This is a genomic window from Neorhizobium turbinariae, from assembly GCF_023223505.1.
GTDB lineage: Bacteria > Pseudomonadota > Alphaproteobacteria > Rhizobiales > Rhizobiaceae > Neorhizobium > Neorhizobium turbinariae.
This window is the reverse complement of the sequence record NZ_JALPRY010000004.1, coordinates 227,219-251,355: the sequence shown is the minus strand read 5'-3', so window position 1 is coordinate 251,355 and position 24,137 is coordinate 227,219. Positions and strand designations below refer to the sequence as shown.

Sequence of the window (24,137 nt, the reverse complement as noted above, 5' to 3'; positions counted from 1 at the left end):
CGGGATGTTCCCACCTTATTGGTCTGCGTCGAGCCTCATCCGAGTTCGATCAGGTTGATTTCGGGCGGGGAGCCGAAGCGCACCGGCAGCATGGAGCAGCCGAGCCCGCCGGAAACAATGAGGTTGCGCCCGCCTTCGACGACATGCCCATAGGCATAGCGGTTGCCGAAGCGCGACGGGACGACCGGTGCGTAACCGAACAGGCGGACCTGCCCCCCATGGGTGTGCCCGGACAAGGTCAAGGAAACGCGGTCCGGCACCTGCGGAAAGATGTCCGGCTCATGCGCCATGAGGATGACGGGGGCATCGTCACTGACCTGCTTGAGAGTGCCGGGCAGGTCGTCGCGGCCCTTGTGCCGGCGCGCGGGAGCCGAAGGACCCGGCGGTGCGATCTGGTCCTCAAGCCCCGCCAGCCAGAACGGCCGACCGTCCTTTTCAAGCCGCACCGCACTATTGCTGTAGACAGGGATGCCGACCTTCTCCAACGCCCGCCGCGCTAGGGGGATGCCGCTCGCTTCTGCGAGCGGATCTTCCAGCCAATCATGGTTGCCAAGCACGGCATGGACGCCAAGCGGTGCCCTCAAGAGCGAAAGCGCCTGCGCCCAGGCGTCCGGCTCAACGTTCCCCGTTGAGAGGCGCATGCCGGAGACATAATCACCAAGCAGACAGATGATGTCCGGTTCCAGGACATTGGCAGCGCGGCAGATCGCTTCGATCCGGTCAATGGGCATCCACGGCTCGCAGGCATGGATATCGGTCAGCACCGCAACCCGCAGCTTGAGACCTCGCGTCCAACCCGGTGGCGTCAGCGCATACCTCTTTGTCTGAAGCCGCAGCAACGGCTCCGCCACGGCGTAACCCGCCAGTGCCGCAACTGTGGCGATCCCGCCGCCAAGTGCCTTGAGAAAGCCCCGGCGGGAGATCATTCACTCATCCTCGAGGTTCATCCTGAACTGGGCGGCCTCGAGATCCTTGGGTGGCTGCATGCCGAGATGTTTCCAGGCAACCGCGGTCAGCACCCGGCCGCGCGGCGTGCGCTGGATGAAACCCTGCTGGATCATGTAGGGCTCGATGATGTCCTCGATAGCGTCGCGCGGCTCCGAAAGTCCGGCCGCGATAGTCTCGATGCCGACCGGCCCGCCGCCGAAGTTCACGGCGATCATGTTGAGGTAGCGCTTGTCGAGCTGGTCGAGCCCCATGTTGTCGACCAGAAGCCGCGTCAGCGCCTCGTCGGCAATTTCCTTCGTTACTGCATCAGCCCGGGCGACTTCGGCAAAGTCACGCACGCGGCGCAGCAACCGGCCGGCGATACGGGGCGTGCCGCGCGAACGGCGGGCGATCTCCCGCGCTCCTTCGTCGGTCATGCCAAGCCCCATGAGCCGCGCACCACGGCGCACGATCAACTCCAGTTCCTCGACGGTGTAGAAGGAAAGCCGCACGGGGATACCGAAGCGGTCGCGCAGCGGGGTCGTCAACAGGCCGAGGCGGGTCGTTGCGGCAACCAGCGTGAACTTCGACAGGTCGATCTTGACCGAGCGTGCCGCAGGGCCTTCACCGATGATGAGGTCGAGCTGGAAATCCTCCATGGCCGGATACAGGATTTCCTCCACCGCCGGGTTCAGCCGGTGGATCTCGTCGATGAACAGCACGTCGCGTTCTTCGAGATTGGTGAGGAGTGCTGCAAGGTCACCCGCCTTGGCGATAACCGGGCCCGAGGTCGAGCGGAAGTTGACGCCGAGTTCCTTTGCCATGATCTGCGCCAGCGTCGTCTTGCCGAGCCCCGGCGGGCCGACGAACAGGACGTGGTCCAGCGCCTCGCCGCGGTTCTTGGCCGCCTCGATGAAGACCTTGAGGTTGGCGCGCGCTTCCGCCTGGCCGGTAAACTCGTCCAGCGATTGCGGCCGCAGCGTCATATCGAGGTCTTCGCCCCGCTTCTCCGGCGTGATCAGGCGGGAAGGCTCGCTCATGAGGACATTTCCGTTTGCATATCTGTGTCAGTACTACAGGAGGCGCGCGAGGTCTAACCGCCTAGCGCGCCAGTTCCTTGAGGCCAAGGCGGATGAGCTTGGCGCTGTCGGCGCCTTCGCCGGCGTTCTTGAGCGCTGCCGCAACGGCATTGGCCGCCTGGTCGCGAGAATACCCCAGGTTGGTGAGTGCCGACACGGCATCGGCCACCGGTGCGGAAGCTACACCCTCACCCAGTTCCTGCCTCAGGCCGATATTGGCGCTCGCCTCGCCAGCAAAGGCCGGTGCCTTGTTCTTGAGCTCGGTGACGATGCGTACCGCCACCTTGGGCCCGACACCGGGCGCGCGCGACACGGATGTCTTGTCCTGCAACGCGATTGCATTGGCAAGCTCGGAAGGGGTGAGTGTCGAAAGGACAGCAAGCGCCACCTTGGCGCCGACGCCCTGCACGCTTTGGAGCAGGTTGAACCATTCGCGTTCCAGCGCGGTGAGGAAGCCGAACAGCTTCAACTGGTCCTCGCGCACATAGGTCTCGATATAGAGGATCACCGCCTCGCCCACCGACCCCATGCGCGACAGGGCGCGCGACGAACAGAAGACCTCGTAACAGACGCCATGCACATCAACGAGCACATGGTCGTCGCCGATCTCGTCAATGGTTCCTTTGAGCTTGCCGATCATGAAATGGGTCCGTTACGGGTGGGTTTCGGGTGAGATGATGTCGAGAGACGGGAAATAGCCGCGGTAACGCGCTGCGTCTCGCGTCAGCAACCGGTGCGACCGAACCATCGCATGCGCACCGATCAGGAAATCCGGCAACGTGCGCTCACGCTGGCCGCCAGCGCGGCGATAGGCGAACTGGGCCTTGCCCGCCTGGAACGCAGCTTCATACGAGAACGGCTCGCGCTTCATCCGCAGCCAGCCGAAAACCGACGTCAGTTGCTGCTCCGTCAGAGGTGAAGCTGCAAGCTCCGACCACACGATGGGGCTCAGGATCAACTCTCCCTCGCGATGGCACTGCTCCAGCCGTGACAGGGACCAGTCCCGCAAAGGGTTTGGCATGCCCAGGATGTCGATGAGGATGTTCGTATCAACCACGGTCGAGGTCATCGCGCGGCCCCCTCAGCCACTCCATGTACTGGTCGCTGGTCATGCCCATGGCATCGAAGGTGCCGGCAACGCTATCTGCCCATTCCCTGAAGTCCTTGAACTGGTCCTGCTGAGCTGCCTTGACGAGAAACACCTTGTCCTCAGACGTGACGAATTCCACCTCCGACCCAGGACCAATGTTCAACTGGTCGCGGATGTCCTTGGGAATTGTAACCTGGCCTTTTTCGGTGACACGCATGGTAATACCTCTAAGGTATTACTTATGAGGCGATCCGGAACAAGTCAAGAACAAATCATCCCGCCAACGCTTGACGCATGCGCTGTCCGCCGCGGTTGTGGGCATGGCAGATGGCGATTGCAAGCGCATCTGCCGCGTCATTGCCCTTGAACTCGGCCTTCGGCATGAGGATCTTCAGCATCATATGGATCTGCTGCTTTTCACCGTGCCCGACGCCGATGACGGACTTCTTCACCGCATTCGGTGCATATTCGGAAACCGGCAGCCCGGCGCGCGCCGGCACGAGCATCACCACACCCCTCGCCTGCCCGAGCTTCAGCGTCGCGACCGCGTCCTTGTTGACGAAGGTCTGTTCGACGGCCGCCTCATCCGGCTGGTAGGCATGCACCACTTCGGCAAGCCCGTCATGCAGCTGGCAAAGGCGTGAGGCGAGATCCAGGTCGCCATCCGACGTCACCGTACCGGAGGCGACGAAGCGCAGGCTGTTGCCAAGGGTCTCGATAATGCCCCACCCGGTCCGGCGCAGGCCCGGATCGATGCCGATGATACGAATCGCTGCTGTCATGATGACCACCTTAATCGCTTCATCCAACTACTGCCATGGGAATGTGAACAAAACGAAAACAGGCAGTGCTGCGACGTTAACTTCTGTTTAACCAAGCCTCCCAGGTTCGCGGCTCGGAGCATCGACAAGAAGCAACGCGCGATCATCTCGGGCGTTGATCTTCGTCGCCATCAGCGGTGCGTAAGGAGGCTGTCATGCACAAGAAGAGCTTGTCCCTGTTCGCCAGGATCACGGCAATCTTTCTTGGCCAGATGGCCATGACGGGTCTTGCGGCACATAGCCTGCTGACGCAACCGGAGGCCCTGCCCCGTGTGTTCGCCCTGGTTGGACTGGCTCTAACCACGATGACCGCAATCATGCTGTTGAGACACCTGCTCCAGCCGGTCGCAGCACTTGCGGATCTCGCCGATGGTTCTGAGGATGATGCCGGCAAACTCGCATCCCGACACGATGATCTTGGCCTCGTGGCACGCGAACTGCTGCGGCTACGCGGCGAACAGATGGATCGCTCGGCGGAGGACCTGGATGCGCTTGAACGGGAAAAGCGTGCAGTAGAGGCGATCGAGCGCGACCTTCATGTCACGAAAGCGGAGGCCGCTTATCTGAAGGTCGTTGTGGATGCGCTGGATGGCGGCGTGCGGCGTCTTGCCGTGGGCGACCTGACGGTGCGGCTGACCATGCCCTTCCCGACTGAATACGAAGGCTTGCGCGCCGACTTCAACCATGCCGTCAACCTGCTCGAGGATACGCTGGACCGGGTCGGGACTGGTGCCCGGGTGATCTCGGCTTCCGGTGCGGAGCTGGAAGCGGGCCTGGCCGAGGCCACCCAAGCGCAGGCGCGGCAGGTTGCCGCCAATTCATCACTCGGCACCGACCTCGACGCGCTGGCGGGTGGGCTGAAGCGGTGGAAGATGCAGAGCGAGCATCTCGCGGCGATCGGGCATAATGCCAACCTGGACATGCGGCGTCCGAAGGAGGCATTAGGCGAGGTCGGCGCTGCGATGGCTACGCTGCGTGCTGCCTCATCCGAACTTCGCCCGGCGGCGCAGGAGATCATCGACGCGGCCTTCCAGGCGAATATCCTGGCAATGAACCTCGGCATAGAAGCGTCGAGTGTCGACGAGCCGCGGCTGACGGCGATTGCGGAAGATATCCGTGACCTGGCGGAACGCGCCTCGGAGGCCGCGAAAACGGTCTGCGCCAAGGCGCGAGACGTGGCCGACGCCGTGGATCGCGGCTCAAATGCTGCCGATCAGGCGGGCCGCGAATGGGACGCGATGAGCATCTACCTGAACGCGCTGCGCGAGCAGGTCACGGCCGTCGATCACGGCGCCGCGAAGGATGCCGAAGCGATCGTCGCGCTGCGGTCCAGGATCACCGCGCTTGTTGGCGAAAGCAGCCAGCAGACCTGCCGCCTCGATGGGCTGTCGAAGACCGTTTCGGGTTTCAGCCGTGCCGCACGAAGTGTCGATCATCATGCAACAAGGTTCACGCCCGTGACGGTGGTCAAGCCCGGCGGCGTGACGGTGCCGGAATGTGTCAAGCCACCGAAGCGCGGGGCGCATCTGCGGCTGGTGAAATCCTGAAACTTGGTGGACCGCCGCTGGCTTGGGGTCGCAAAGCCGGCCGCGGCTGCCTAAATGAAGCGGGATTACACGACGAACCGTTTCTCCAGGACATTTGCATGATCCCCTTTTCCATTCTCGATCTGTCGCCCATCGGCGAAGGTTACTCCGTTCGCGACGCGCTTGAGCAATCACGCCAGATGGCCATCAAGGCCGAAGAACAAGGCTACAAGCGGGTTTGGCTCGCCGAACACCACGGCATGCCGGGTATTGCGAGCGCCGCGACCTCGATCGTCATCGGCCATGTCGGCGCCGCGACAAAGAAGATCCGCGTCGGCTCGGGCGGCGTCATGCTGCCGAACCATTCGCCGCTGGTGATTGCCGAGCAGTTCGGGACGCTGGAAGCACTGCTGCCGGGCCGTGTCGACCTTGGCCTCGGCCGCGCGCCGGGAACGGACATGCGGACGGCGAGTGCGCTTCGCCGCAACCTGGATGCAGGCGCGGAAAGTTTCCCGCACGACATTCTCGAGCTTCAGCGGCTGATGGGCGCACCGGAACCGAACCAGGGACTGCTTGCGGTACCCGGCATGAACGCCAACGTGCCGATCTGGCTGCTGGGCTCCAGCCTCTACAGCGCGCATCTCGCGGCAGCGCTTGGTCTGCCTTATGCCTTCGCATCGCATTTTGCGCCGGACATGCTGATGGAAGCAATCGCCATCTATCGTGAACGCTTCCAGCCGTCGCTCGCATACGAGAAGCCTTACGTCATGGTGGGCGTCATGGGCGTGGCGGCCGATACGGATGCCGAAGCCGAGCGACTGTTCACATCCTCGCAGCAGCAGTTCGTCAACCTGCGCAAAAATGCCCGCACGCCGTTCCCGAAACCGGTCGACAGCATGGACGGCATCTGGACGCCGATGGAAAAGATGACGGTGGAGCACACGCTGCGTTATGCGGCCGTCGGTTCAGTGCCGACTGTCGAAGCCAAGCTCAAGGACTTCCTGGAGGAAACGCAGGCGGATGAACTGATCATCTCCATGCCGATCCACGACATCGACAAGCGCCTGCGCTCGGTCGAGCTGTTTGCCCAGCTGCCGATGATGGAACAGGTGCTCTGACAACGAAAAGGGGCCGGTCAAGCCGGCCCCGAACAATGCAGAAAGATGAGAGGTCAGGCCGAGAGCTTGGCCATCACTTCCTCGGACACCTCGAAGTTCGAATACACGTTCTGTACGTCGTCATCGTCTTCCAGGTTGTCGATCAGCTTGATCAGCGACTGAGCCTTTTCCTCATCCACTTCGATCGTGTTCTGCGGCTTCCAGATCGTCTTGACGGACTGGGCTTCGCCGAGCGTCGCTTCGAGTGCCTTGGAGACTTCACCGAGGCTTTCGAAGGCACAGATGATCGTGTGGCCGTCTTCATCGGAGGTCACGTCATCGGCACCGGCTTCGATCGCAGCTTCCATGACCTTGTCAGCATCGCCGACCGAGGCCTTGTAGGTGATTTCACCGACATGGTCGAAGGAGAAGGAGACCGAGCCCGTTTCGCCAAGCGCGCCACCAGCCTTGGTGAAGATCGAGCGGACGTTGGAGGCCGTGCGGTTGCGGTTGTCGGTCAGTGCTTCAACGATGATCGCCGTGCCGCCCGGGCCGTAACCTTCGTAGCGCACCGAGTCGTAGGTTTCGGCGTCGGCACCGGAAGCCTTCTTGATGGCGCGGTCGATATTGTCCTTCGGCATGGACTGCGCCTTGGCGTTCTGGACAGCCAGGCGGAGTGCCGCGTTCATTGCCGGATCGGGCAAGCCCGTCTTTGCGGCAACAGTGATTTCACGCGCGAGCTTGGAGAACAGCTTGGACCGGATCGAGTCCTGCTTGCCCTTGCGGTGCATGATGTTCTTGAACTGTGAATGGCCAGCCATGGCACCCCTGACACTTTTTCGATTGCTTGGGTCGCGTCTTGCGAGATTGGCGCCTTATAATTTCGAAGTTCTGGCCGTTCAAGCCCTCACCTCGAAGCCTCTTGGGCGGCGCCCGGCTGCCGGAACAAAGGCCAAAGCCTTGCCGTTTCCTTGCCGAACACAACAAACACAAAGGAGATGACGCATGGCAAGCCTGACCGAAGCCAAGGAAGCACCGGAACGCCAGCTCTGGGACGAGATCGCCAAGATCCATGCCGGAATGCTCGGCATCGAGGGATCCCACATGCATTTCCAGCCGATGGCGCCGCATGTCGACACCAAGACCAGCACGATCTGGTTCTTCACCAAGAGCGACACGGACCTGGTGCGGCATGTCGGCAACGGCGCAACCGCGCATTTCTGCGTCGTCGGCAAGGACCATGACTACCATGCCTGCCTCGCCGGCCGGCTTGAGGTGCGCAAGGACAAGGCCAAGATCGACGAATACTGGAGCGCCATGACTGCTGCCTGGTACGAAGGCGGCAAGGACGATCCGCAGCTGACGCTTCTCGCGTTGCGCGTCGAGGATGCTGAAATCTGGGCTTCCACCGACAGCAAGCTCAAGTTCGGTTGGGAAATCGCCAAGGCCAACATGAAGGACGAGAAGATGCCGGAAGTCGGCGTCAAGCAGCACATCGCCTTCCCGCAGTTTCACTGATCCCAGGCGGTCCACCAATACCGGGTGGGCCGCTTTTACCGGGAGGGAATGCCGCAGGGGCGCTACAGCCCCTGCGGCACCAGGATCGTCGGCTTTTTCGGCAGGCTGCGCATCGACACTATGATCGTCTGCTCCTTGGCGTAGGCCACGTCGAATTTTCCATCGAACATGCTCAGAAACCGGTCGAGCGGTGGGCCAAACCGGTGCATCGGCAGGATCAGCGATGAGCGCAGCCGCTGCACGACGCGGCTCATGCTGTCGGCACCCATGGTGAGCCCGCCATCTACCGGCACCATCAGGATGTCCAGCCGGCCAATCTCCGTGTATTGCGCCTCGTTCAGCTCGAAATGCAGGTGGCCGAGATGGCCGATGCAGAGCCCCGCCACCTCGAAGATGAAGATCGAATTGCCGTTCTCCTCTATGCTGCCACCCCAGTTGCGGATGTCCGAGACGACGTTGCGGATATAGACGTCACCGATCATCTCCTGATGCCTGGCCTTTTCGCCGGGAACGGGCCCCCAGCCCTGGAGCACATGCTTGATGGCGGGATCCGGATGCGACGTATAATGCGTCGAGTGCGCCTTGTTCATGGTGATCACGTCGGGTGTGCGTGACGGCTGGTAGACGCCGCTGTAGTCCGTTGCGACGCCGATGCCCTCCGGGCTTTCGATGAAATAGGTGGAGTGGCCGACAAAGGTGATCTTCACCTCTTCGCGCGCCGCCATCGATAAGGTTTTGCCTGCCTGTGCGAGCTGAATACCCGCGGGTTTAAAGCTGGCGAACTGCACCGATGGCAGTTTTTGTGCGATTGCCTGGCACTGGCTGATCGGCATTTCGGCTGTCTGTGCAAAGGCGGAAAGCGGGGAAAAAAGCAGGCTCGACAGCCCGCCGAAAAGTCCGAATGCGAAGGCTCGTAGCATCATGCTACTCCACATGGGTTGCACTCATTCCGGAGCGGCAAGGATGCGGTAGCGGCCGAAACCGGTCCAGCAAGAAGTGCCGGACGAGCCTCACATTTCCGTCATTGTCCGCCCTCACCGCCCGCCGTGCGCCAGTGCGGATAGGTGACATAAGCGGTGACGGCACCCTGTTCGTGGGAGCGGATGGTGACCCGGTTGCCTTTTGGCATGTAGACGATGTCACCCGGCCCTGCCTCGACCGTCCCGTCGGCCGAAGACACCGAGAGCCGCCCTTCGAGCACGATCATCGTGTCATCCACCGCGATGGCGTCTTCGAGGACCTGGTTCGGGCCGTAGCGCCCGTAGCCGATCGTCACCGGACCGCCATGCCGCTCGTCCACCAGGTTGCCGGCAAAGATGTCGGCCTCCTGCCCCGGCGAACGTTCCATTGAAGCATCGGATAGCGAAAACTTCTGGACCTTCATCATCTGCCTCCCGTGGACGGCACCTAAGCACCACCCACGGAGATCTAGGAAGGGGATGAGGATCGGAAAGACGTGAACGGACTAGCGCCAGAAGCTCGGGATCGTTTCGGCAAGCCGCGGCCCGATGCGCAGCGGCTCGATCTTTTCGGCAAGGCCGGTGCTGTCCGAGATCTCGATGCCGAGACCGCAGATAGTCGCGGGTCCGCTGGCTGCCTCGAACCGGCCCTTCGGCATCTTGGAGATGAAGCGGTTGAGAGGCTCTTCCTTTTCCATACCGAGCGAAGAGTCGTAATCGCCGCACATGCCGGCATCCGACATGTAGCCCGTGCCGCCGTTCAGGATCTGGCAGTCGGCGGTCGGGACGTGCGTATGCGTGCCGACAACAAGGCTGGCCCGGCCATCCACGAAATGGCCAAAGCACTGCTTTTCGCTCGTCGCTTCGGCGTGGAAGTCGAAGACGATCGCATCCGCCTGTTCCTTCAGGGGAGCTGCGGCCAGGATTGCCTCGGCGCTCTTGAAGGGATCATCGAGTTCCGGATGCATGAAGACCCGGCCCATGATGTTGGCAACGAGAACACGGGCGCCGTTTCGGGCATAATAAAGGCCAGAGCCGCGGCCCGGCGTTCCGGCGGGATAGTTTGCCGGGCGCAGGAACTGGTCGTGCCGGCTGGCAAAGCCCACCGCATCCTTCTGGTCCCAGACGTGATTACCGGTGGTGACGACATCGGCGCCCGCGTTGATCGTTTCAAGATAGATCTCTTCGGTGATGCCGAAGCCGCCGGCGGCATTCTCGCCGTTGACGATGACGAAATCGAGCTTCAGGTCCGAGACCAATCCGGGCAGCTTTTCCCAGACCGCGGTGCGGCCGGTCTTGCCAACCATGTCACCCAGAAACAAGAGGCGCATGTTATTCCAATCTATGCGGTGACACCGAGCAGGCGATAGCCACTCTCGGTCAGGACCGCGTCCAGTCTGACGTCATGAGGTTCAGCCGGGACTGATGCCACTTCCTGGCAGTCGAAGGCAATGCCAATGAGCCTTGGCTTCAGTCCTTTTTGGTGCAGGCGGTGGATTGCACGGTCGTAATATCCGCCGCCATAGCCGATGCGGTGGCCGCCGGCATCAAAGGCAGACAGCGGCATCAGCATGATTTGAGGATCGAGTTCGGCGGCTTCCGGTCCCGGACCCACGGTGCCAAACGTGCCCGGCACCAGGTCCGCTCCGCGCACCAGCTCGCGAAAGACGATCGTAGTTTTATCAAGGATGGCCGGCACGCAAAGCCGTGCGCCACGCTCGCGCAACTGGTCCATCAACGGTCGCGGATCGACCTCGGAGCGGATCGGCAGGAAGCCGGACACCACCGTGCCCGGATCGACCGAGATGACTTCGGTGCCGTGCGCGGCAAGCACGAGGCTCTTTTCGATCCGCTCTTCGGCTGGAATGGAATCCCGCGCCGCAAGGCGTCCCTTGCGCAGTTCCGCCTTTAGCGACGCGTCGGCCATCAGTTCTTCTCCTGGGCGCGCCGGACAATCAGCTTGTCGATGCGGCGGCCGTCAAGATCGACCACTTCGAAGGTCCAGCCGTGGGCGGTGAAGCTTTCGCCGAGTTCCGGCAGGTGTTTCAGCTCGTCCAGCACGAAGCCGGCGACCGTCTCAAAGCCCGGATCCTCACCGATGTTGACGCCCATCTGGTCGGCGAATTCATCGACCGGCATCCAGCCGGCAACCAGGAAGGAGCCGTCATCGCGCGGCACGATCGGCGGCTCGTCGACTTCGTCTTCCTGGAAGACACCGGTGATCGCCTCGAGGATATCGGCGGGTGTGATGATGCCTTCGAAGTGACCGTATTCGTCATAAACGAGCACCACCTGCGCCGGGGCCTTGCGCACCGCCTGGATGACATCGAGCGCGCCGGTGAGGTCGGACACCACCGGGGCTTCGCGCATCAGCGCCTTGAGGTCGAAATTCTTGTCGCCGGCGAGGAAATCATAGGCATCCTTGACGAACAGCACGCCGATGATCTCGTCGGAACTGCCCTTTCGCACCGGCAGGCGCGAACGTGGTGTCGCCCGCAGCTGGGTGCGGATCTCCTCAAGGTCATCCTCGGTATCAATCACCTCGACATCGCGGCGCGGCGTCATCAGGCCGCGCGCGGTGCGGTCTGCAAGGCGCATGACGCCGGAGATCATGGCCGACTCTTCCGTCTCGATCACGCCAGCGCTCTGCGCTTCGGCAAGAACCGTGCGGATTTCCTCGTCTGTGACCTTCTCGCCCGATTCACCGCGCTGGCCGAGGATGCTGAGCACGATGCGCCCGGAAACATCGAGAAGCCAGACAATCGGCGAGCCGATGGTGGCGAGCAGCTTCATGGCTGGCGCAACGCGCGCGGCAACCGTTTCGGGTGCGCGCAGGGCGATCTGCTTCGGCACCAGTTCGCCGATGATCAGCGACAGGTAGGTGATCAGTACGACGACGGTGCCGACGCCCAGCCAGTCTGCGACATTGTCAGGGATGCCTTGCGTCTTCAGCCAGATGGAGAGGCGCGCGCCTAGCGTTGCACCGGAGAAGGCGCCCGAGAGCACGCCGACCAGCGTGATGCCGATCTGCACGGAGGACAGGAAGCGGCCGGGATCTTCGGCCAGCTGGATCGCCGTCGTCGCGCCCTTGTTGCCGTGCTCGGCCATGACCTTGAGGCGGACGGGACGGGAGGAAACAACGGCAAGTTCCGACATTGCCAGGACACCGTTGAGGGCGGTCAGCGCAATGACGATGAGAATTTCGGTTAACAAAAGGAGCTCTTAAGCTAGGACAATATCCTGCACGCCAACCCAATACGTCGCCGGATCGGGCGACAATCGTTCAACAACCGGGCGAGACGCCCAGATCGCCAGCTGCGCGCACAGTTCAGAAAACCGTTTGACGGTCTTCGGAACTATGCACCTTCACTCGCATGGTGAAATCATAGGGTCACGGCTGCGCTAAGGCAATGGGCGGGAACATCTACAACTGAGACTTCTTCACAAAGCTAACGGAAATCAGTGAAGCACGACCGTCAGTTCGGCGCGGGTGCCGGTAATGCTCGGCACGTAGTTGATGGTCGAGCCAAGCGTTGCCGCCATGGACTTGACGATCCGGCTGCCGAGCCCGGTGCCCTTCGGCGCCTCGCCTTCGCGCCAGCCGATACCGTCGTCCTCGACCGCGAGAAGGGCGCTGCCTTCGCCAAGCCGCTTCAGGACCACGCGCACTTCGCCTTCGCTGCCTGCGGGATAAGCGTATTTCAGCGCGTTGGTCAGAAGCTCGGTGACGATCATGCCGACGGAAACGGCGCGATCTGACGAGAGAGAAACTGGTTCTGCCTCGAGCTTGATGGACGGGCCCTGCTCGTCCTTCACCGTACCCTGCACTTCCCGCACCAGCGTGCTGAGATATTTGTCCATCTCCACGTGGCGCACGTCGTCAGAGGTGTAGAGGCTGCGGTGCATGCCGGCGATCGCGGTGATGCGTGCCTGCGTTTCCGCCAGCGCCTCCTTCACCGCATCGTTCTTGCTGCTCGAAACCTGCAGGCGGATGAGCGCCGCCACCAGCGCCAGGCTGTTGGCCACCCGATGGTTGACCTCGGCGAGCAGCACTTCCGCACGTTCCTTGCCGAGGCGAATTTCCTGTTCGGCCTTTTCCTTGGCACGGCGCAGTTCCGCATTGGCCAGCCCCTGCGCGATGGCGCTTTCCATCAGCGGCCAGAACTCGTCGCCGACCGTCTTGATGACGTAGTCCGAGGCGCCGCTTTTCAATGCATCGATGGCGATCGTCGCGTCACTCGACCCCGTAACGTAGATAACGGGGATATCCCATCCCCGCTCCTTCATCCGTTTCAGGATATCAAGCCCGGTCTCGGCCTTGAGGTAATGATCCAGCACCACGAGATCGATGCCGCCCTTTTCGCAGGCCTCCATGGCCGACTGTCCGTCCGCAGCACGGACGACCTGATAACCGGCGCGTCCGAAATGCCGTTCGGCCAGCCGTGCCAAAGCCAGGTCGTCATCGACGTAGAGAATGGTCTGCGGCATCGCGATTTCGTTATTGTCCTGGAATCTGCATCACGGAGAAAAATAGCCCGAGTTGCTTGATGGCGTGAGCGAAACTGTCATAGTCCACGGGCTTGGTGATATAAACGTTGGCTCCCAGATCGTAGCAACGCTGGATCTCGCGCTCGTCGTCCGTAGTCGTAAGGATGACCACAGGCAGGCGCTTCGAATACGGGTTGGACTTCACCTTCTCTAGGATGTCAATACCCGACATATCCGGCAGGTTGAGGTCGAGAAGGATCAGCAGGTAGCGATCCTGCGTGGAGGTGCCGGAGCGGTCGGCGCCCAGAATGTAGTCCAGCGCCTCGTTGCCGTTGGTGAACGGGATGATCTCGTTGTTGACGCCGGCGCGACGGACGTTCTTCTCGATCAGACGAGCGTGGCCCTCGTCATCCTCGATCATCACGATGGTGACTTCTTTGCCTGCAGCTTTCATGACCCGTGACTCCTGACATATTGGGACAAATCCGTGGGCAGACGGATAATAAAGGTCGCGCCGCCGCCCAGGGTGGAGGTCACCGTAATCTCGCCCCCTAAATTTCTGACTAATGAACGGACATGGGCAAGGCCAATGCCCTCACCCGGCTTGTCTTGCACGCCCGACCGGCGGAACAGTTCGAAGACCCGCTCGTGATCTTCCGGCGCAATGCCGCGCCCGTTATCGGCGACTTCGATGCGAACTGCCGCCCGACCAATAGGTTGCGCCTTGACCGAAAGAGTGAGCGGCCGGTCTGGATGCTTGTACTTCACCGCATTGTCGAACAGGTTGCCGAAGATCTGCTCCAGCGAGAACTTGTCGGTGACGAGGCTTCGGGTGCTCTCAACTGCAATCGTCACCTCGCCGCCCGCATCATTCACCTGGTGGTAGACGCTGGCCGCGGTGGTTTCGAGCAGGTCCTTGAGGTTGATCCGCTCCGGTTTCAGCTCACGCCGGCCATCGCGCGAAATCTTCAGGATGGCGTTGATGAGCGCATCCATCTTCTTGGTCGAGGTGCGGATGAAGGCGATCGCCTCCGGCAGGTCCTCCTCGACGGCAAGGCGCGCCTCCTGGATTTCGCTTTCGCTCAGTTCCTCGCCATCGGCAAGCACGAAGGTGCGTACCGCCTTCAGGGTCGCATCAAGCTCGCTGGTGAAGCCCATGATATTAACCAGCGGCGCCCGCAGGTCGTGCGAAACAATATAGGCATAGCGCTGGATTTCGCGGTTGGCCTGGATCAGGTCCTCGGTGCGCTCGTTGACCCGCTCCTCAAGGCTGGCGTTCAACTCCTCCACCTCACTGCGGGCGCGCTGCAATTCGCGCACGTGCTGCGACACGATCGTGATCGCGCCACCAAGTACAAGCAGGATGACGATGCCGCCGCCAATGGTGAACCACTGCAGCGAAGACGCCGAGGAATTGAGCTCCTTGGTTCCGGTATCGACCCGCTCGTCCATCTCGCTGATGACCTTGCTGAGGATCGCGGTGATGTTTTCCATGACCTGCCGGCCATAGGCGCCCTTCACGACGGTGACGGCGCCCGCAAAGTCGCCCTTCCTGCCGAGGTCGATGGTTGCCTCCATCTCCTGGGCCTTGTCGTCGATCAGCCGGTCAAGCTCTTCCATCGGTACCTGGACGGTGCCTTCCGCCGCGACAGCCGCATGCAGGCGCTCACGCGCCTTGGGTAGCGCCGAGACGGCTTCGTTGTAAGGCGTGAGGAAAGCGTCGTCCTGTGTAACGAGATAACCGCGCTGTCCCGTTTCCGCCGCCTGCAGCAGCACGACAAGGTCGGCCGCGCCAGAACGGACGGCGCGCAACTGCACCACATCCTCGAAATACTGCTTGGTATTGGCCGCCAGGAAAAAGGAGGACAACACGATCCCGACCAGGATGGCGCTGCCGACAAGGAGCATGAGCAGCGAAGATCGGGCAAAGGACGCTTGGGCAAAAGGCATGAAGACCGTCGGCACGTGAAGAAGACGGCAACAAGGTGGTCGTTAGCGCCGCTTTGTCAAGGAATGGATGACGCTGGAGTTTAAGGAACTGCCAGGTTGGGCGCAGTCAGGTGCTAAGGGGACTTGCGCGTGTCTCGCCACCATGTACTGCTCGAGAACCTGACGAGGGAGCCTTGCCCATCATGCCACGCCAGCGAATATACTTGCCAAGTCCAGGGCCTTCCGCGTGGCAGCAGTTTCTCGCCGAACCGGAAAAGCAGTGGCGCGTAGGTTATTCGGCGCGGACAATCGCGCATTCCTGGGAGCATTGTGACGGCTTGCCGCCGGAGGTGTCTGCCATGTTTCCGGGCGACCCGGAGCTACTTTTGGCTATTCCAGAACATAAGGTTCCGCTTGCGGGCGGCGGTCGCGATAGCCAGAACGACGTCTTTGCGCTGATCCGCTTTGACGGAAAGACCTGTGCCGCGACCATCGAAGGAAAGGTTGCAGAGCCGTTCGGGCCCACGGTTGGCGAGTGGTACAACGCACCATCGAACGGCAAGATGATGCGGATGAAACAACTCTGCGACGTATTGGGTCTGGATGGAACGCCACCTCCCCAGATCCGCTACCAGTTGCTGCACCGGACGGCGTCTGCGCTGATCGAGGCAACCCGTTTCAAGACCGACGAAGCAGCCATGCTCATCCAGTCTTTCTCCCCCACCAAGGACTGGTTCAAGGATTTCGCCGCCTTTGCGAACCTGTTCGGCGTGGAGCCTACGGCTGGGCAGCCGGATGTGATTACTTTGCCCACCGGCATGACGTTGAGGATCGGTTGGGCGATAGGAAACCCGGCGTTCCTCGTGCTCTGAAACCCGAGACGGATCGTCCGGCGATTGTCCGAGAGACGAAAGCTCCGGCAAGTGGAAGAAGGAAGCGCGATCCGCGGCAACCGATGGAGAGTTACGATCCTGGGTGCCTACAAACGTAGGTGGGCGCCATATGTCCAAGCCCACGGGCCTGGTCAGGGACAGCTCCCTTTGGATCGAGTATGGCCCCAGGGATTGTGGTTCCTGTCGAGAGGCGCAGATCGCGACACGAATATAAGGGTGAAGGTCGCATTGCGCCAGAGCCGAAAGTGGTCCGGCCGAACGATTTCGGCGCAAACCCTATTCCACCGAGGCGGGCGTGCGGCCGTTGAGCTTTGCCGTCAGCCTTTCGAGGCGGTGTGCAAGCTCGCTCAGCGCAGCCGCCACCATCTGTTCGTTCTGCTGCTGGCTTTCCTGCGCACCTTCGCGCACCGACTTCAGTGCTTCGACTTCCGCTTCAAGGCTCTTCATCTTGCGCGTCAGGTCGGACAGTTCGTCCATCACCATGATGCCGGCCATGACGGTGATGCGCAGGTCGCCGATCTCGCCGAACTGGCTCTTCAGGTGGCCGACATAACGATCGAAGCGGCTGGCGAGTTCGGTCAGGTGGTCTTCCTGCCCCTCCTCGCAGGCCATTCGGTAGGCCTTGCCGTCGATTGTCACCATTACCTGGGCCATGGGTTCCTTCCGATCCCGCTTCAGCGATCGAGCACGGCGCGGATGGTTTCCATCGCCGTCACAAGCCGCCGGGAGACTTCTCTATTGACCTCTTCGAGGCGGTTGGCGCGAAACTGCGACTGGTCCAGCTCATGCGCGAGCCGCGCCCGGTCGGCATGCACACGCCGGACCTCGTTTTCCGCGTCATGGCTTTCGCGCTGGCGTTCGATGCGCGCATCCACCGCGCTTTCCAGCCCGTTGATGGCAGCATTGAGCTGCGAAATCGCCATTTCGATCGTCTTTTCCGCCGGCATCCAGGCCTTCCCGCCGATATTCCGTCTGTTGTTGGTGACCTGCCGAATCGAACCGGCATCTCGCAACAACGTGCATCGCAGACTATTCGCGGCCATTTGACCGGTCAATCAACATAGGTTTACCGGCCGCTGCTAACTGTGGATCGTCAACTATGCCATGCGGCCTGCGGGCCTCCGCAAGCAGCCTTCTCGTCCTACCGGCAAATGCATGAAACTTCCTCGCGAGGCCCGTGTTATGGGGCGTGCTTTTGTTGACTTGCGCGTTGCACCTGATAAGGATCAGCCGCTCCCAGACGGCCCGCGGGTCCACTTCCGGTAACCCTGCTGCGGCCGATATCGACACCCGGAACAAGCGGAATAGCTATGATCTCTCGCGACAAACACAACCGGATGGCGAACGCGATCCGTTTCCTTGCCATGGATGCTGTGGAGAAGGCCAATTCCGGTCACCCCGGCCTGCCGATGGGCGCTGCCGACATCGCGACCGTGCTCTTCACGCGTTACCTGAAATTTGACCCCAAGAACCCGCTCTGGCCGGACCGCGACCGCTTCGTGCTGTCGGCCGGCCACGGCTCCATGCTCCTTTATGCGCTTCTCTATCTCACGGGATATGAGGACATGAGCATCGAGGATATCAAGCAGTTCCGCCAGCTCGGCTCCAAGACCGCCGGCCACCCGGAATACGGTCACGCCTCGGGCATCGAAACGACCACCGGTCCGCTCGGCCAGGGCATTGCCAATGCCGTTGGCATGGCGATCGCAGAGCGCAAGCTCGAAGAAGAATTCGGCTCGGATCTCCAGAGCCACTATACCTATGCGCTGTGCGGCGATGGCTGCCTGATGGAAGGCATCAGCCAGGAAGCAATTGCGCTGGCCGGCCACCTGAAGCTCAACAAGCTGGTCCTGTTCTGGGATAACAACTCCATCACCATCGATGGCGCCGTCTCCCTGTCGGATTCGACCGACCAGATCATGCGCTTCAAGGCAGCACACTGGAACACGATCGAAGTCGACGGCCATGACGTAGACCAGATCTCGGCTGCGATCGAGGCTGCGCAGCAGTCCGACCGCCCGACCTTTATCGCCTGCAAGACGATCATTGGCTTCGGCGCACCGAACAAGGCCGGCACCCACAAGGTCCATGGTTCGCCGCTCGGCGCCGAGGAAATCGCCGCGACCCGCAAGGCGCTCGAATGGGAAGCGGACGCCTTCTCGGTTCCGGCCGATGTGCTGGACGCCTGGCGCCTCGCCGGCCTGCGTTCCACCAAGACCCGCAAGGAATGGGAAGAGCGTCTGGCCGCTTCTGACAAGAAGGCCGAGTTCAACCGCCGCTTCTCGGGTGAGCTGCCGGGCAACTTCGATAGCGCCATCGACGCCTTCAAGAAGAAGATTGCCGAGAACAACCCGACGGTTGCCACCCGCAAGGCGTCCGAAGACGCGCTTGAAGTTATCAACGGCATCGTCGCCGAAACGCTGGGCGGCTCTGCCGACCTGACGCCGTCGAACAACACCAAGACCAGCCAGATGAAGTCGATCACCCCGACCGACTTCTCCGGACGCTACATGCACTGGGGCATCCGCGAGCATGCCATGGCGGCTGCGATGAACGGCATCGCGCTGCACGGCGGCCTGATCCCCTATTCCGGCGGCTTCCTGATCTTCTCCGACTACTGCCGCCCGTCGGTGCGCCTCGCGGCCCTCATGGGCATCCGCGTCGTGCATGTCTGGACGCATGACTCGATCGGCGTTGGCGAAGACGGCCCGACCCACCAGCCGGTGGAACACGTTGCCGCCCTGCGCGCCATCCCGAACCTGCTTGTCTTCCGTCCGGCTGATGAGACGGAAACGGCAGAGTGCTGGCAGCTGGCGCTGAAGGAAAAGCACCGCCCGTCCGGCCTGGCGCTGACCCGCCAGAACCTGGCACCGGCTCGCAAGACTTACGAAGAGAAGAACCTCTGCGCCCAGGGCGCCTACGAGCTCGTGTCGGCGGCCGACGCCAAGGTCACCATCTTCGCTTCCGGCTCGGAAGTGGAATTGGCTCTGAAGGCGCAGGCAACGCTCGACGGCAAGGGCATTGCGACCCGCGTCGTGTCCGTCCCTTGCGTCGAGCTTTTCGAAGAGCAGCCCGAAACCTACCAGCAGGCAATCCTCGGCAATTCGCCGATCAAGATCGCTGTTGAAGCTGGCGTGCGCGAAGGCTGGGACCGGTTCATCGGTCACGACGGCGTCTTCATCGGCATGAAGTCCTTCGGCGCTTCTGGCCCGGCCAAGGATCTCTTCAAGCATTTCGGCATCACCGCCGAGGCTGTCGTCGCCGCAGTCGAAGCACAGCTCTGAGCCGGCGGCGCCTTGCCGGCGCCGTCTCCGCCTCTACCTGCAAAGCAATTTCCGAGGGAGTGAACATCCATGACTGTAAAGGTTGCCATCAACGGCTTTGGCCGTATCGGCCGCAACGTGCTGCGCGCGATCGTCGAGTCGGGCCGCACCGATATTGAAGTCGTTGCCATCAACGACCTGGGCCCGGTCGAGACCAACGCCCACCTGCTGCGCTATGACTCGATCCACGGCCGCTTCCCGAACGACGTGAAGGTCGAAGGCGACTCGATTGTTGTCGACGGCAAGAAGATCAAGGTCACCGCGATCAAGGATCCGGCCACCCTGCCGCACGGTGAACTCGGCGTCGACATTGCCATGGAATGCACCGGCATCTTCACGGCGCGCGACAAGGCTGCCGCCCACCTGACGGCTGGCGCCAAGCGTGTCATCGTCTCGGCCCCGGCTGATGGCGCGGACCTCACGGTCGTCTACGGCGTCAACCACGACCAGTTGACCAAGGAACACAAGGTTATCTCCAACGCGTCCTGCACGACCAACTGCCTCGTGCCGGTGGTCAAGGTCCTCAACGACCTGATCGGCGTGGAGCATGGCTTCATGACGACCATCCACTCCTACACCAACGACCAGCCGTCGCTCGACCAGATGCACAAGGATCTGTATCGCGCCCGCGCTGCAGCGCTCTCGATGATCCCGACTTCGACCGGTGCCGCCAAGGCCGTTGGCCTCGTCCTGCCGGAACTGAAGGGCAAGCTCGACGGCTCGTCGATCCGCGTCCCGACCCCGAATGTTTCCGTCGTCGACCTGAAGTTCGTTGCCAAGCGCAACACCACGAAAGAAGAAATCAACGAAGCGATCAAGGCTGCCGCCGACGGTCCGCTCAAGGGTGTGCTGGGCTATACGGAAGAGCCGCTCGTTTCGCGCGACTTCAACCACGACCCGCGCTCCTCGATCTTTGCGATCGACCAGACCAAGGTCATGGAAGGCAACTTCGTCCGTATCCTCACCTGGTACGACAACGAGTGGGGCTTCTCCAACCGTATGTCGGATACCGCGGTCGCCTTCGCCAAGCTGATCTGACCCAATTCATCGCAGCTTGAAGAACTTCGAAAGCCTCCTTTCACAAGAAGGGAGGCTTTTTCCATTCCTGCCCTTCTCTTGCCGGATTTCTTCCCGCCTAGTCTCGTTACTGTGTCGAGTCGCCCGCCTCCTGTCGGCCTGCCAAACAACGAACTTGATCTTGCAGCCTCCCGCGGCTGCGGTTTTGTCCGTCAGGGTGCTGACGAACCGACGCCTGTGCGCAATGGCAGCTTAAGGGGACTTCTCAGGTGGAGGCGTTTTACATTGTCCTGTTGGTCGGGACGATTCTTGTTCTTGTGGCGGCTCTTTCAAGCCTCCTCGCCTTCCGCTTCGGCGCCCCGCTTCTGCTGATCTTCCTGGCGATCGGGCTTGCCGCCGGCGTCGATGGGCTGGGCATCCGCTACGAGAACTATTCCTTCAGCTTCATGCTCGGATCGCTGGCGCTGGCGGTGGTGCTGTTCGATTCAGGGTTCATGACGCCGATCCATTCCTTCAGGATCGCCGCCGCCCCGGCGCTGACGCTTGCAACCCTGGGCGTCATCCTGACCACCGGCATCTTCTCGCTTGCCGCCGTGGTGCTGATGGACTTCTCGCTGCTCGAAGGGCTGCTGCTCGGCTCGATCGTTGCCTCCACGGATGCCGCGGCGGTCTTCTTCCTGCTGCGCATCGGCGGGATCAACATCCGCGACAAGGTGCGCTCGACGCTCGAGGTCGAGTCGGGCACCAACGACCCGATGGCGATCTTCCTGACGATTGCGCTTGCCGAACTCGTCGCCACCGGCCAGGGCTTCTCCAATATCGACTTCCGCTTCCTGCTGCATTTCGTGGAGCAGATGGGCCTCGGCGTCCTCTTTGGCCTGCTCGGCGGCGTGATGATCGTGGCGGTGTTGAACCGCTTCACCTCCGACCGCGGGCTGGCGCCGATCTTCGTGCTGACGCTGGCGTTGCTGGTCTTCTCGTTCACCGGCACGATGGGCGGCAGCGGCTTCCTGGCGGTCTATGTCGCAGGTATCTATTCCGGCAATCGCAAGATGTTTGCAAAGTCGCAGATCGTCCGCTTCAACGAGGGGCTGACGTGGCTGGCGCAGATCATCATGTTCCTGGTGCTCGGCCTGCTTGCCACGCCCTCGCAGTTTCCTTCGATCCTCTTGCCGGCGATCCTGCTGGCGCTCTTCCTCGTCTTCATCGCTCGCCCGATCGCAGTGTGGCTCAGTCTTCTGCCTTATGACTTCACCCAGCAGGAAACCGGCTTTGTCGCCTGGGTCGGCCTGCGCGGCGCGGTGTCGATCCTGCTCGCCATCATGCCGGTGCTGAGCGGCGTTGAAAACGGCACGGTGTTCTTCAACACCACCTTCATCATCGTGCTCGTATCGCTCCTCGTTCAGGGCTGGACCATCAAGCCGGTGGCGCAATATCTCGGCCTCATCATCCCGCCGCGCATCGGCTCGGTGGACAAGATCGAGCTCGACCTGCCCGGCACGGCCCATCACGAACTGATTTCCTACCGTGTGATGAAGGACAGCCCGATTCTCGCCGGTGAACGCATCCCGCGCTGGGCCATGCCGTCGCTCGTCATTCGCGACGGCCGCAGCATGCGCTACCAGTATGCCGGCCGCCTGAAGGAAAACGACCAGGTCTACCTCTTCGTCCTGCCGGCGTATTCAAAGCTGCTCGACCGGCTGTTCGCAAGCCAGGTGCCGGTGGACGACGACGACGCCGATTTCTTCGGTGCTTTTGCGATCTCGCCGACGCGGCCCGCCAAGGAACTGGATGCCGCCTATGGGCCGGGCCTGCTCACCCCAGCCGAGCAGAACATGACGGTCGGCGAGTTGATCACGTCGCGCCTCGGCGGCAGGGCCGAATATGCCGACCGCATCCGCTTCGGTTCGATCATCCTCATCGTGCGCGAACTGGACGACCAGGATAACCTGCGCAGCATCGGCGTGTCGCTCGAGCCGGTGGAGCCGGCCACCAACCTGCCGATCTTCATCAACATGCGCGAGATCGCCCACCGCATCCGCGACCGGTTGCGCAAGTATCGCGGCAAGAACGTGCCCGCCGTGAAATAGCGTCGGGCACTTAGCCGGTGGCTTGGCGCCCTGCCCTGTCACGCACGCCCTTGCGTCCGGGTTCAGTCATAGTATGGTCCGCTCGAATTTTAGAGGAGAGTGGATCAGCACATGCCGGCCTTCAAAACCCTTGACGACCTCACCAACCTTTCGGGCAAGCGCGTCCTGGTGCGCGTTGACCTCAACGTCCCCGTGTCTGACGGCAAGGTGACGGACAAGACCCGCATCGAGCGCGTCGCACCGACCATCCAGGAACTGTCCCGCGAGGGCGCCAAGGTCATCCTGCTTGCCCATTTTGGCCGCCCGAAGGGTGAACCGGTCGCCGACATGTCGCTGTCGCTGATCGTTTCGGCCGTCAACGAGGTACTGGGCACCAAGATCCTGTTCGCCGCCGACTGCATCGGCCCTGACGCCGAGAAGGCCGTGGACTCGATGAAGGATGGCGACATCCTGCTTCTGGAAAACACCCGCTTCCACAAGGGGGAGGAAAAGAACGACGCTGCCTTCACCGAAGCGCTTGCGAAGAATGGCGACATCTTCGTCAACGATGCCTTTTCCGCAGCCCACCGCGCGCATGCCTCGACCGAAGGCTTGGCGCATCACCTGCCCGCCTATGCCGGTCGCACCATGCAGGAAGAACTGGAAGCGCTGGAAAAGGGCCTCGGCAATCCGGCCCGCCCGGTTGTCGCGATCGTCGGCGGCGCCAAGGTCTCGACCAAGATCGACCTGCTGCAGAACCTCGTGAAGAAGGTCGACGCGCTGGTGATCGGTGGCGGCATGGCCAATACCTTCGTTGCCGCCAAGGGCGTCAATGTCGGCAAGTCGCTTTGCGAGCATGACTTGGCGGAGACCGCGAAGGCCATCATGGCCGAGGCGGAAGCCTCCGGCTGCGCCATCGTGTTGCCGGTGGACGGCGTCGTTGCACGCGAGTTCAAGGCAGGTGCGGCAAACGAAACGGTTGCGATCGATGCCATCCCGGCTGACGCCATGATGCTCGATGTCGGCCCGAAGTCCGTGGATGCGGTCAGCGACTGGATCTCGAAAGCCTCCACGCTCGTCTGGAACGGTCCGCTCGGTGCCTTCGAGATCGAGCCCTTCGACAAGGCGACCGTTGCCGCGGCCAGGCATGCCGCCGAACAGACCAAGGCCGGCAAGCTGATCTCGGTTGCAGGCGGCGGCGATACCGTGGCGGCCCTCAACCACGCCGGCGTTGCCGACGACTTCTCCTATGTCTCGACGGCAGGCGGCGCCTTCCTGGAATGGATGGAAGGCAAGGAGCTTCCGGGCGTTGCCGTTCTGACGAAAAACGGCTGAAGTTGCTGAAAAACAAGCAGGAAAGCGCGGCATATATGGCAGCGCTTTCCGTCGTAAACCATTTTA

General features: G+C 61.9%; 25 protein-coding genes and 1 other RNA gene. 8 read left to right on the top strand and 18 right to left on the bottom strand.

Annotated elements, in window-relative coordinates:
* Positions 1–35: 35 nt before the first annotated feature.
* From M0654_RS04325 to ruvC, 6 genes are all read right to left on the bottom strand, one after another.
* Positions 36–926, bottom strand: coding sequence for a metallophosphoesterase (locus M0654_RS04325; protein ID WP_248681986.1), 891 nt, complete (start codon positions 924–926; stop codon positions 36–38).
* Positions 927–1,967, bottom strand: a complete 1,041-nt coding sequence (gene ruvB, locus M0654_RS04320; protein ID WP_118850355.1) for a Holliday junction branch migration DNA helicase RuvB — start codon at positions 1,965–1,967, stop codon at positions 927–929. It abuts the gene before it with no gap.
* Between the two features lie 61 nt (positions 1,968–2,028).
* Complete coding sequence (ruvA, locus tag M0654_RS04315) at positions 2,029–2,646, bottom strand: Holliday junction branch migration protein RuvA (protein WP_248681985.1); 618 nt, start codon at positions 2,644–2,646, stop codon at positions 2,029–2,031.
* Positions 2,647–2,658: 12 nt separating this feature from the next.
* Entirely contained in the window at positions 2,659–3,075 is a 417-nt protein-coding gene (locus M0654_RS04310) for a type II toxin-antitoxin system VapC family toxin (RefSeq protein WP_248681984.1), read from the bottom strand.
* Positions 3,056–3,313: an AbrB/MazE/SpoVT family DNA-binding domain-containing protein gene (locus tag M0654_RS04305; protein WP_248681983.1), complete on the bottom strand. Its 258-nt coding sequence runs from the start codon at positions 3,311–3,313 to the stop codon at positions 3,056–3,058. The genes M0654_RS04310 and M0654_RS04305 overlap by 20 nt, the downstream gene beginning before the upstream one ends.
* A gap of 55 nt (positions 3,314–3,368) precedes the next feature.
* A complete protein-coding gene (ruvC, locus tag M0654_RS04300) occupies positions 3,369–3,878 on the bottom strand; it encodes a crossover junction endodeoxyribonuclease RuvC (protein ID WP_248681982.1) in 510 nt (169 codons plus the stop codon).
* Positions 3,879–4,072: 194 nt separating this feature from the next.
* On the opposite strand from ruvC, the gene M0654_RS04295 reads away from it, so the two are divergent.
* Together M0654_RS04295 and M0654_RS04290 are read left to right on the top strand one after the other, a co-directional pair.
* On the top strand, positions 4,073–5,464 hold the full coding sequence (locus M0654_RS04295; RefSeq protein ID WP_248681981.1) for a methyl-accepting chemotaxis protein: 1,392 nt from the start codon (positions 4,073–4,075) through the stop codon (positions 5,462–5,464).
* Positions 5,465–5,562: 98 nt separating this feature from the next.
* Positions 5,563–6,561 carry an LLM class flavin-dependent oxidoreductase gene (locus M0654_RS04290; RefSeq protein ID WP_248681980.1) on the top strand — a complete coding sequence of 333 codons (999 nt, stop codon included), beginning with the start codon at positions 5,563–5,565 and terminating at the stop codon, positions 6,559–6,561.
* Between the two features lie 53 nt (positions 6,562–6,614).
* Here M0654_RS04290 and M0654_RS04285 read toward each other — a convergent pair whose 3' ends face one another.
* Positions 6,615–7,361, bottom strand: a complete 747-nt coding sequence (locus M0654_RS04285) for a YebC/PmpR family DNA-binding transcriptional regulator (RefSeq protein WP_118850361.1) — start codon at positions 7,359–7,361, stop codon at positions 6,615–6,617.
* Between the two features lie 184 nt (positions 7,362–7,545).
* On the opposite strand from M0654_RS04285, the gene M0654_RS04280 reads away from it, so the two are divergent.
* Positions 7,546–8,058, top strand: a complete 513-nt coding sequence (locus M0654_RS04280; protein ID WP_118850362.1) for a pyridoxamine 5'-phosphate oxidase family protein — start codon at positions 7,546–7,548, stop codon at positions 8,056–8,058.
* Between the two features lie 62 nt (positions 8,059–8,120).
* Here M0654_RS04280 and M0654_RS04275 read toward each other — a convergent pair whose 3' ends face one another.
* The 8 genes from M0654_RS04275 to M0654_RS04240 all read right to left on the bottom strand — a co-directional run bounded on the left by M0654_RS04275 (position 8,121) and on the right by M0654_RS04240 (position 15,455).
* Positions 8,121–8,981: an MBL fold metallo-hydrolase gene (locus M0654_RS04275; RefSeq protein ID WP_248681979.1), complete on the bottom strand. Its 861-nt coding sequence runs from the start codon at positions 8,979–8,981 to the stop codon at positions 8,121–8,123.
* A 98-nt stretch (positions 8,982–9,079) separates the two neighbouring features.
* A complete protein-coding gene (locus tag M0654_RS04270) occupies positions 9,080–9,442 on the bottom strand; it encodes a cupin domain-containing protein (protein ID WP_248681978.1) in 363 nt (120 codons plus the stop codon).
* Positions 9,443–9,523: 81 nt separating this feature from the next.
* Entirely contained in the window at positions 9,524–10,348 is an 825-nt protein-coding gene (locus tag M0654_RS04265) for a TIGR00282 family metallophosphoesterase (RefSeq protein WP_118850365.1), read from the bottom strand.
* An 11-nt stretch (positions 10,349–10,359) separates the two neighbouring features.
* The gene (locus M0654_RS04260; RefSeq protein WP_248681977.1) at positions 10,360–10,944 is read right to left on the bottom strand and encodes a 5-formyltetrahydrofolate cyclo-ligase; all 585 of its coding nucleotides are present in this window, start codon (positions 10,942–10,944) and stop codon (positions 10,360–10,362) included.
* On the bottom strand, positions 10,944–12,230 hold the full coding sequence (locus M0654_RS04255) for a hemolysin family protein (RefSeq protein ID WP_282571524.1): 1,287 nt from the start codon (positions 12,228–12,230) through the stop codon (positions 10,944–10,946). The genes M0654_RS04260 and M0654_RS04255 overlap by 1 nt, the downstream gene beginning before the upstream one ends.
* 246 nt (positions 12,231–12,476) lie before the next feature.
* Positions 12,477–13,505 (bottom strand): sensor histidine kinase, encoded by a 1,029-nt coding sequence (locus tag M0654_RS04250; protein WP_248681976.1) that lies wholly within the window; start codon positions 13,503–13,505, stop codon positions 12,477–12,479.
* 10 nt (positions 13,506–13,515) lie between these two features.
* A complete protein-coding gene (locus tag M0654_RS04245) occupies positions 13,516–13,959 on the bottom strand; it encodes a response regulator (protein ID WP_118850369.1) in 444 nt (147 codons plus the stop codon).
* Positions 13,956–15,455 (bottom strand): sensor histidine kinase, encoded by a 1,500-nt coding sequence (locus tag M0654_RS04240; RefSeq protein WP_248681975.1) that lies wholly within the window; start codon positions 15,453–15,455, stop codon positions 13,956–13,958. The genes M0654_RS04245 and M0654_RS04240 overlap by 4 nt, the downstream gene beginning before the upstream one ends.
* A 182-nt stretch (positions 15,456–15,637) precedes the next feature.
* On the opposite strand from M0654_RS04240, the gene M0654_RS04235 reads away from it, so the two are divergent.
* Complete coding sequence (locus M0654_RS04235) at positions 15,638–16,306, top strand: DUF6946 family protein (protein ID WP_390919555.1); 669 nt, start codon at positions 15,638–15,640, stop codon at positions 16,304–16,306.
* A gap of 64 nt (positions 16,307–16,370) precedes the next feature.
* On the opposite strand, the gene ssrS is transcribed toward M0654_RS04235, so the two are convergent.
* The 3 genes from ssrS to M0654_RS04220 form a co-directional block, all read right to left on the bottom strand.
* Positions 16,371–16,529: non-coding RNA, 6S RNA (gene ssrS, locus M0654_RS04230), on the bottom strand.
* Positions 16,530–16,603: 74 nt separating this feature from the next.
* On the bottom strand, positions 16,604–16,981 hold the full coding sequence (locus tag M0654_RS04225; protein WP_248681973.1) for a cell division protein ZapA: 378 nt from the start codon (positions 16,979–16,981) through the stop codon (positions 16,604–16,606).
* A gap of 20 nt (positions 16,982–17,001) precedes the next feature.
* Positions 17,002–17,274 (bottom strand): DUF4164 domain-containing protein, encoded by a 273-nt coding sequence (locus M0654_RS04220; RefSeq protein WP_118850372.1) that lies wholly within the window; start codon positions 17,272–17,274, stop codon positions 17,002–17,004.
* A 363-nt stretch (positions 17,275–17,637) separates the two neighbouring features.
* Between M0654_RS04220 and tkt the strand changes: the two genes are divergently transcribed.
* From tkt to M0654_RS04200, 4 genes are all read left to right on the top strand, one after another.
* Positions 17,638–19,611: a transketolase gene (gene tkt, locus M0654_RS04215; protein ID WP_248681972.1), complete on the top strand. Its 1,974-nt coding sequence runs from the start codon at positions 17,638–17,640 to the stop codon at positions 19,609–19,611.
* A gap of 69 nt (positions 19,612–19,680) precedes the next feature.
* Complete coding sequence (gene gap / locus M0654_RS04210; protein WP_118850374.1) at positions 19,681–20,688, top strand: type I glyceraldehyde-3-phosphate dehydrogenase; 1,008 nt, start codon at positions 19,681–19,683, stop codon at positions 20,686–20,688.
* Positions 20,689–20,936: 248 nt separating this feature from the next.
* Entirely contained in the window at positions 20,937–22,757 is a 1,821-nt protein-coding gene (locus tag M0654_RS04205; protein WP_248681971.1) for a potassium/proton antiporter, read from the top strand.
* Positions 22,758–22,868: 111 nt separating this feature from the next.
* Positions 22,869–24,071, top strand: coding sequence for a phosphoglycerate kinase (locus M0654_RS04200; protein WP_248681970.1), 1,203 nt, complete (start codon positions 22,869–22,871; stop codon positions 24,069–24,071).
* Positions 24,072–24,137: the final 66 nt, after the last annotated feature.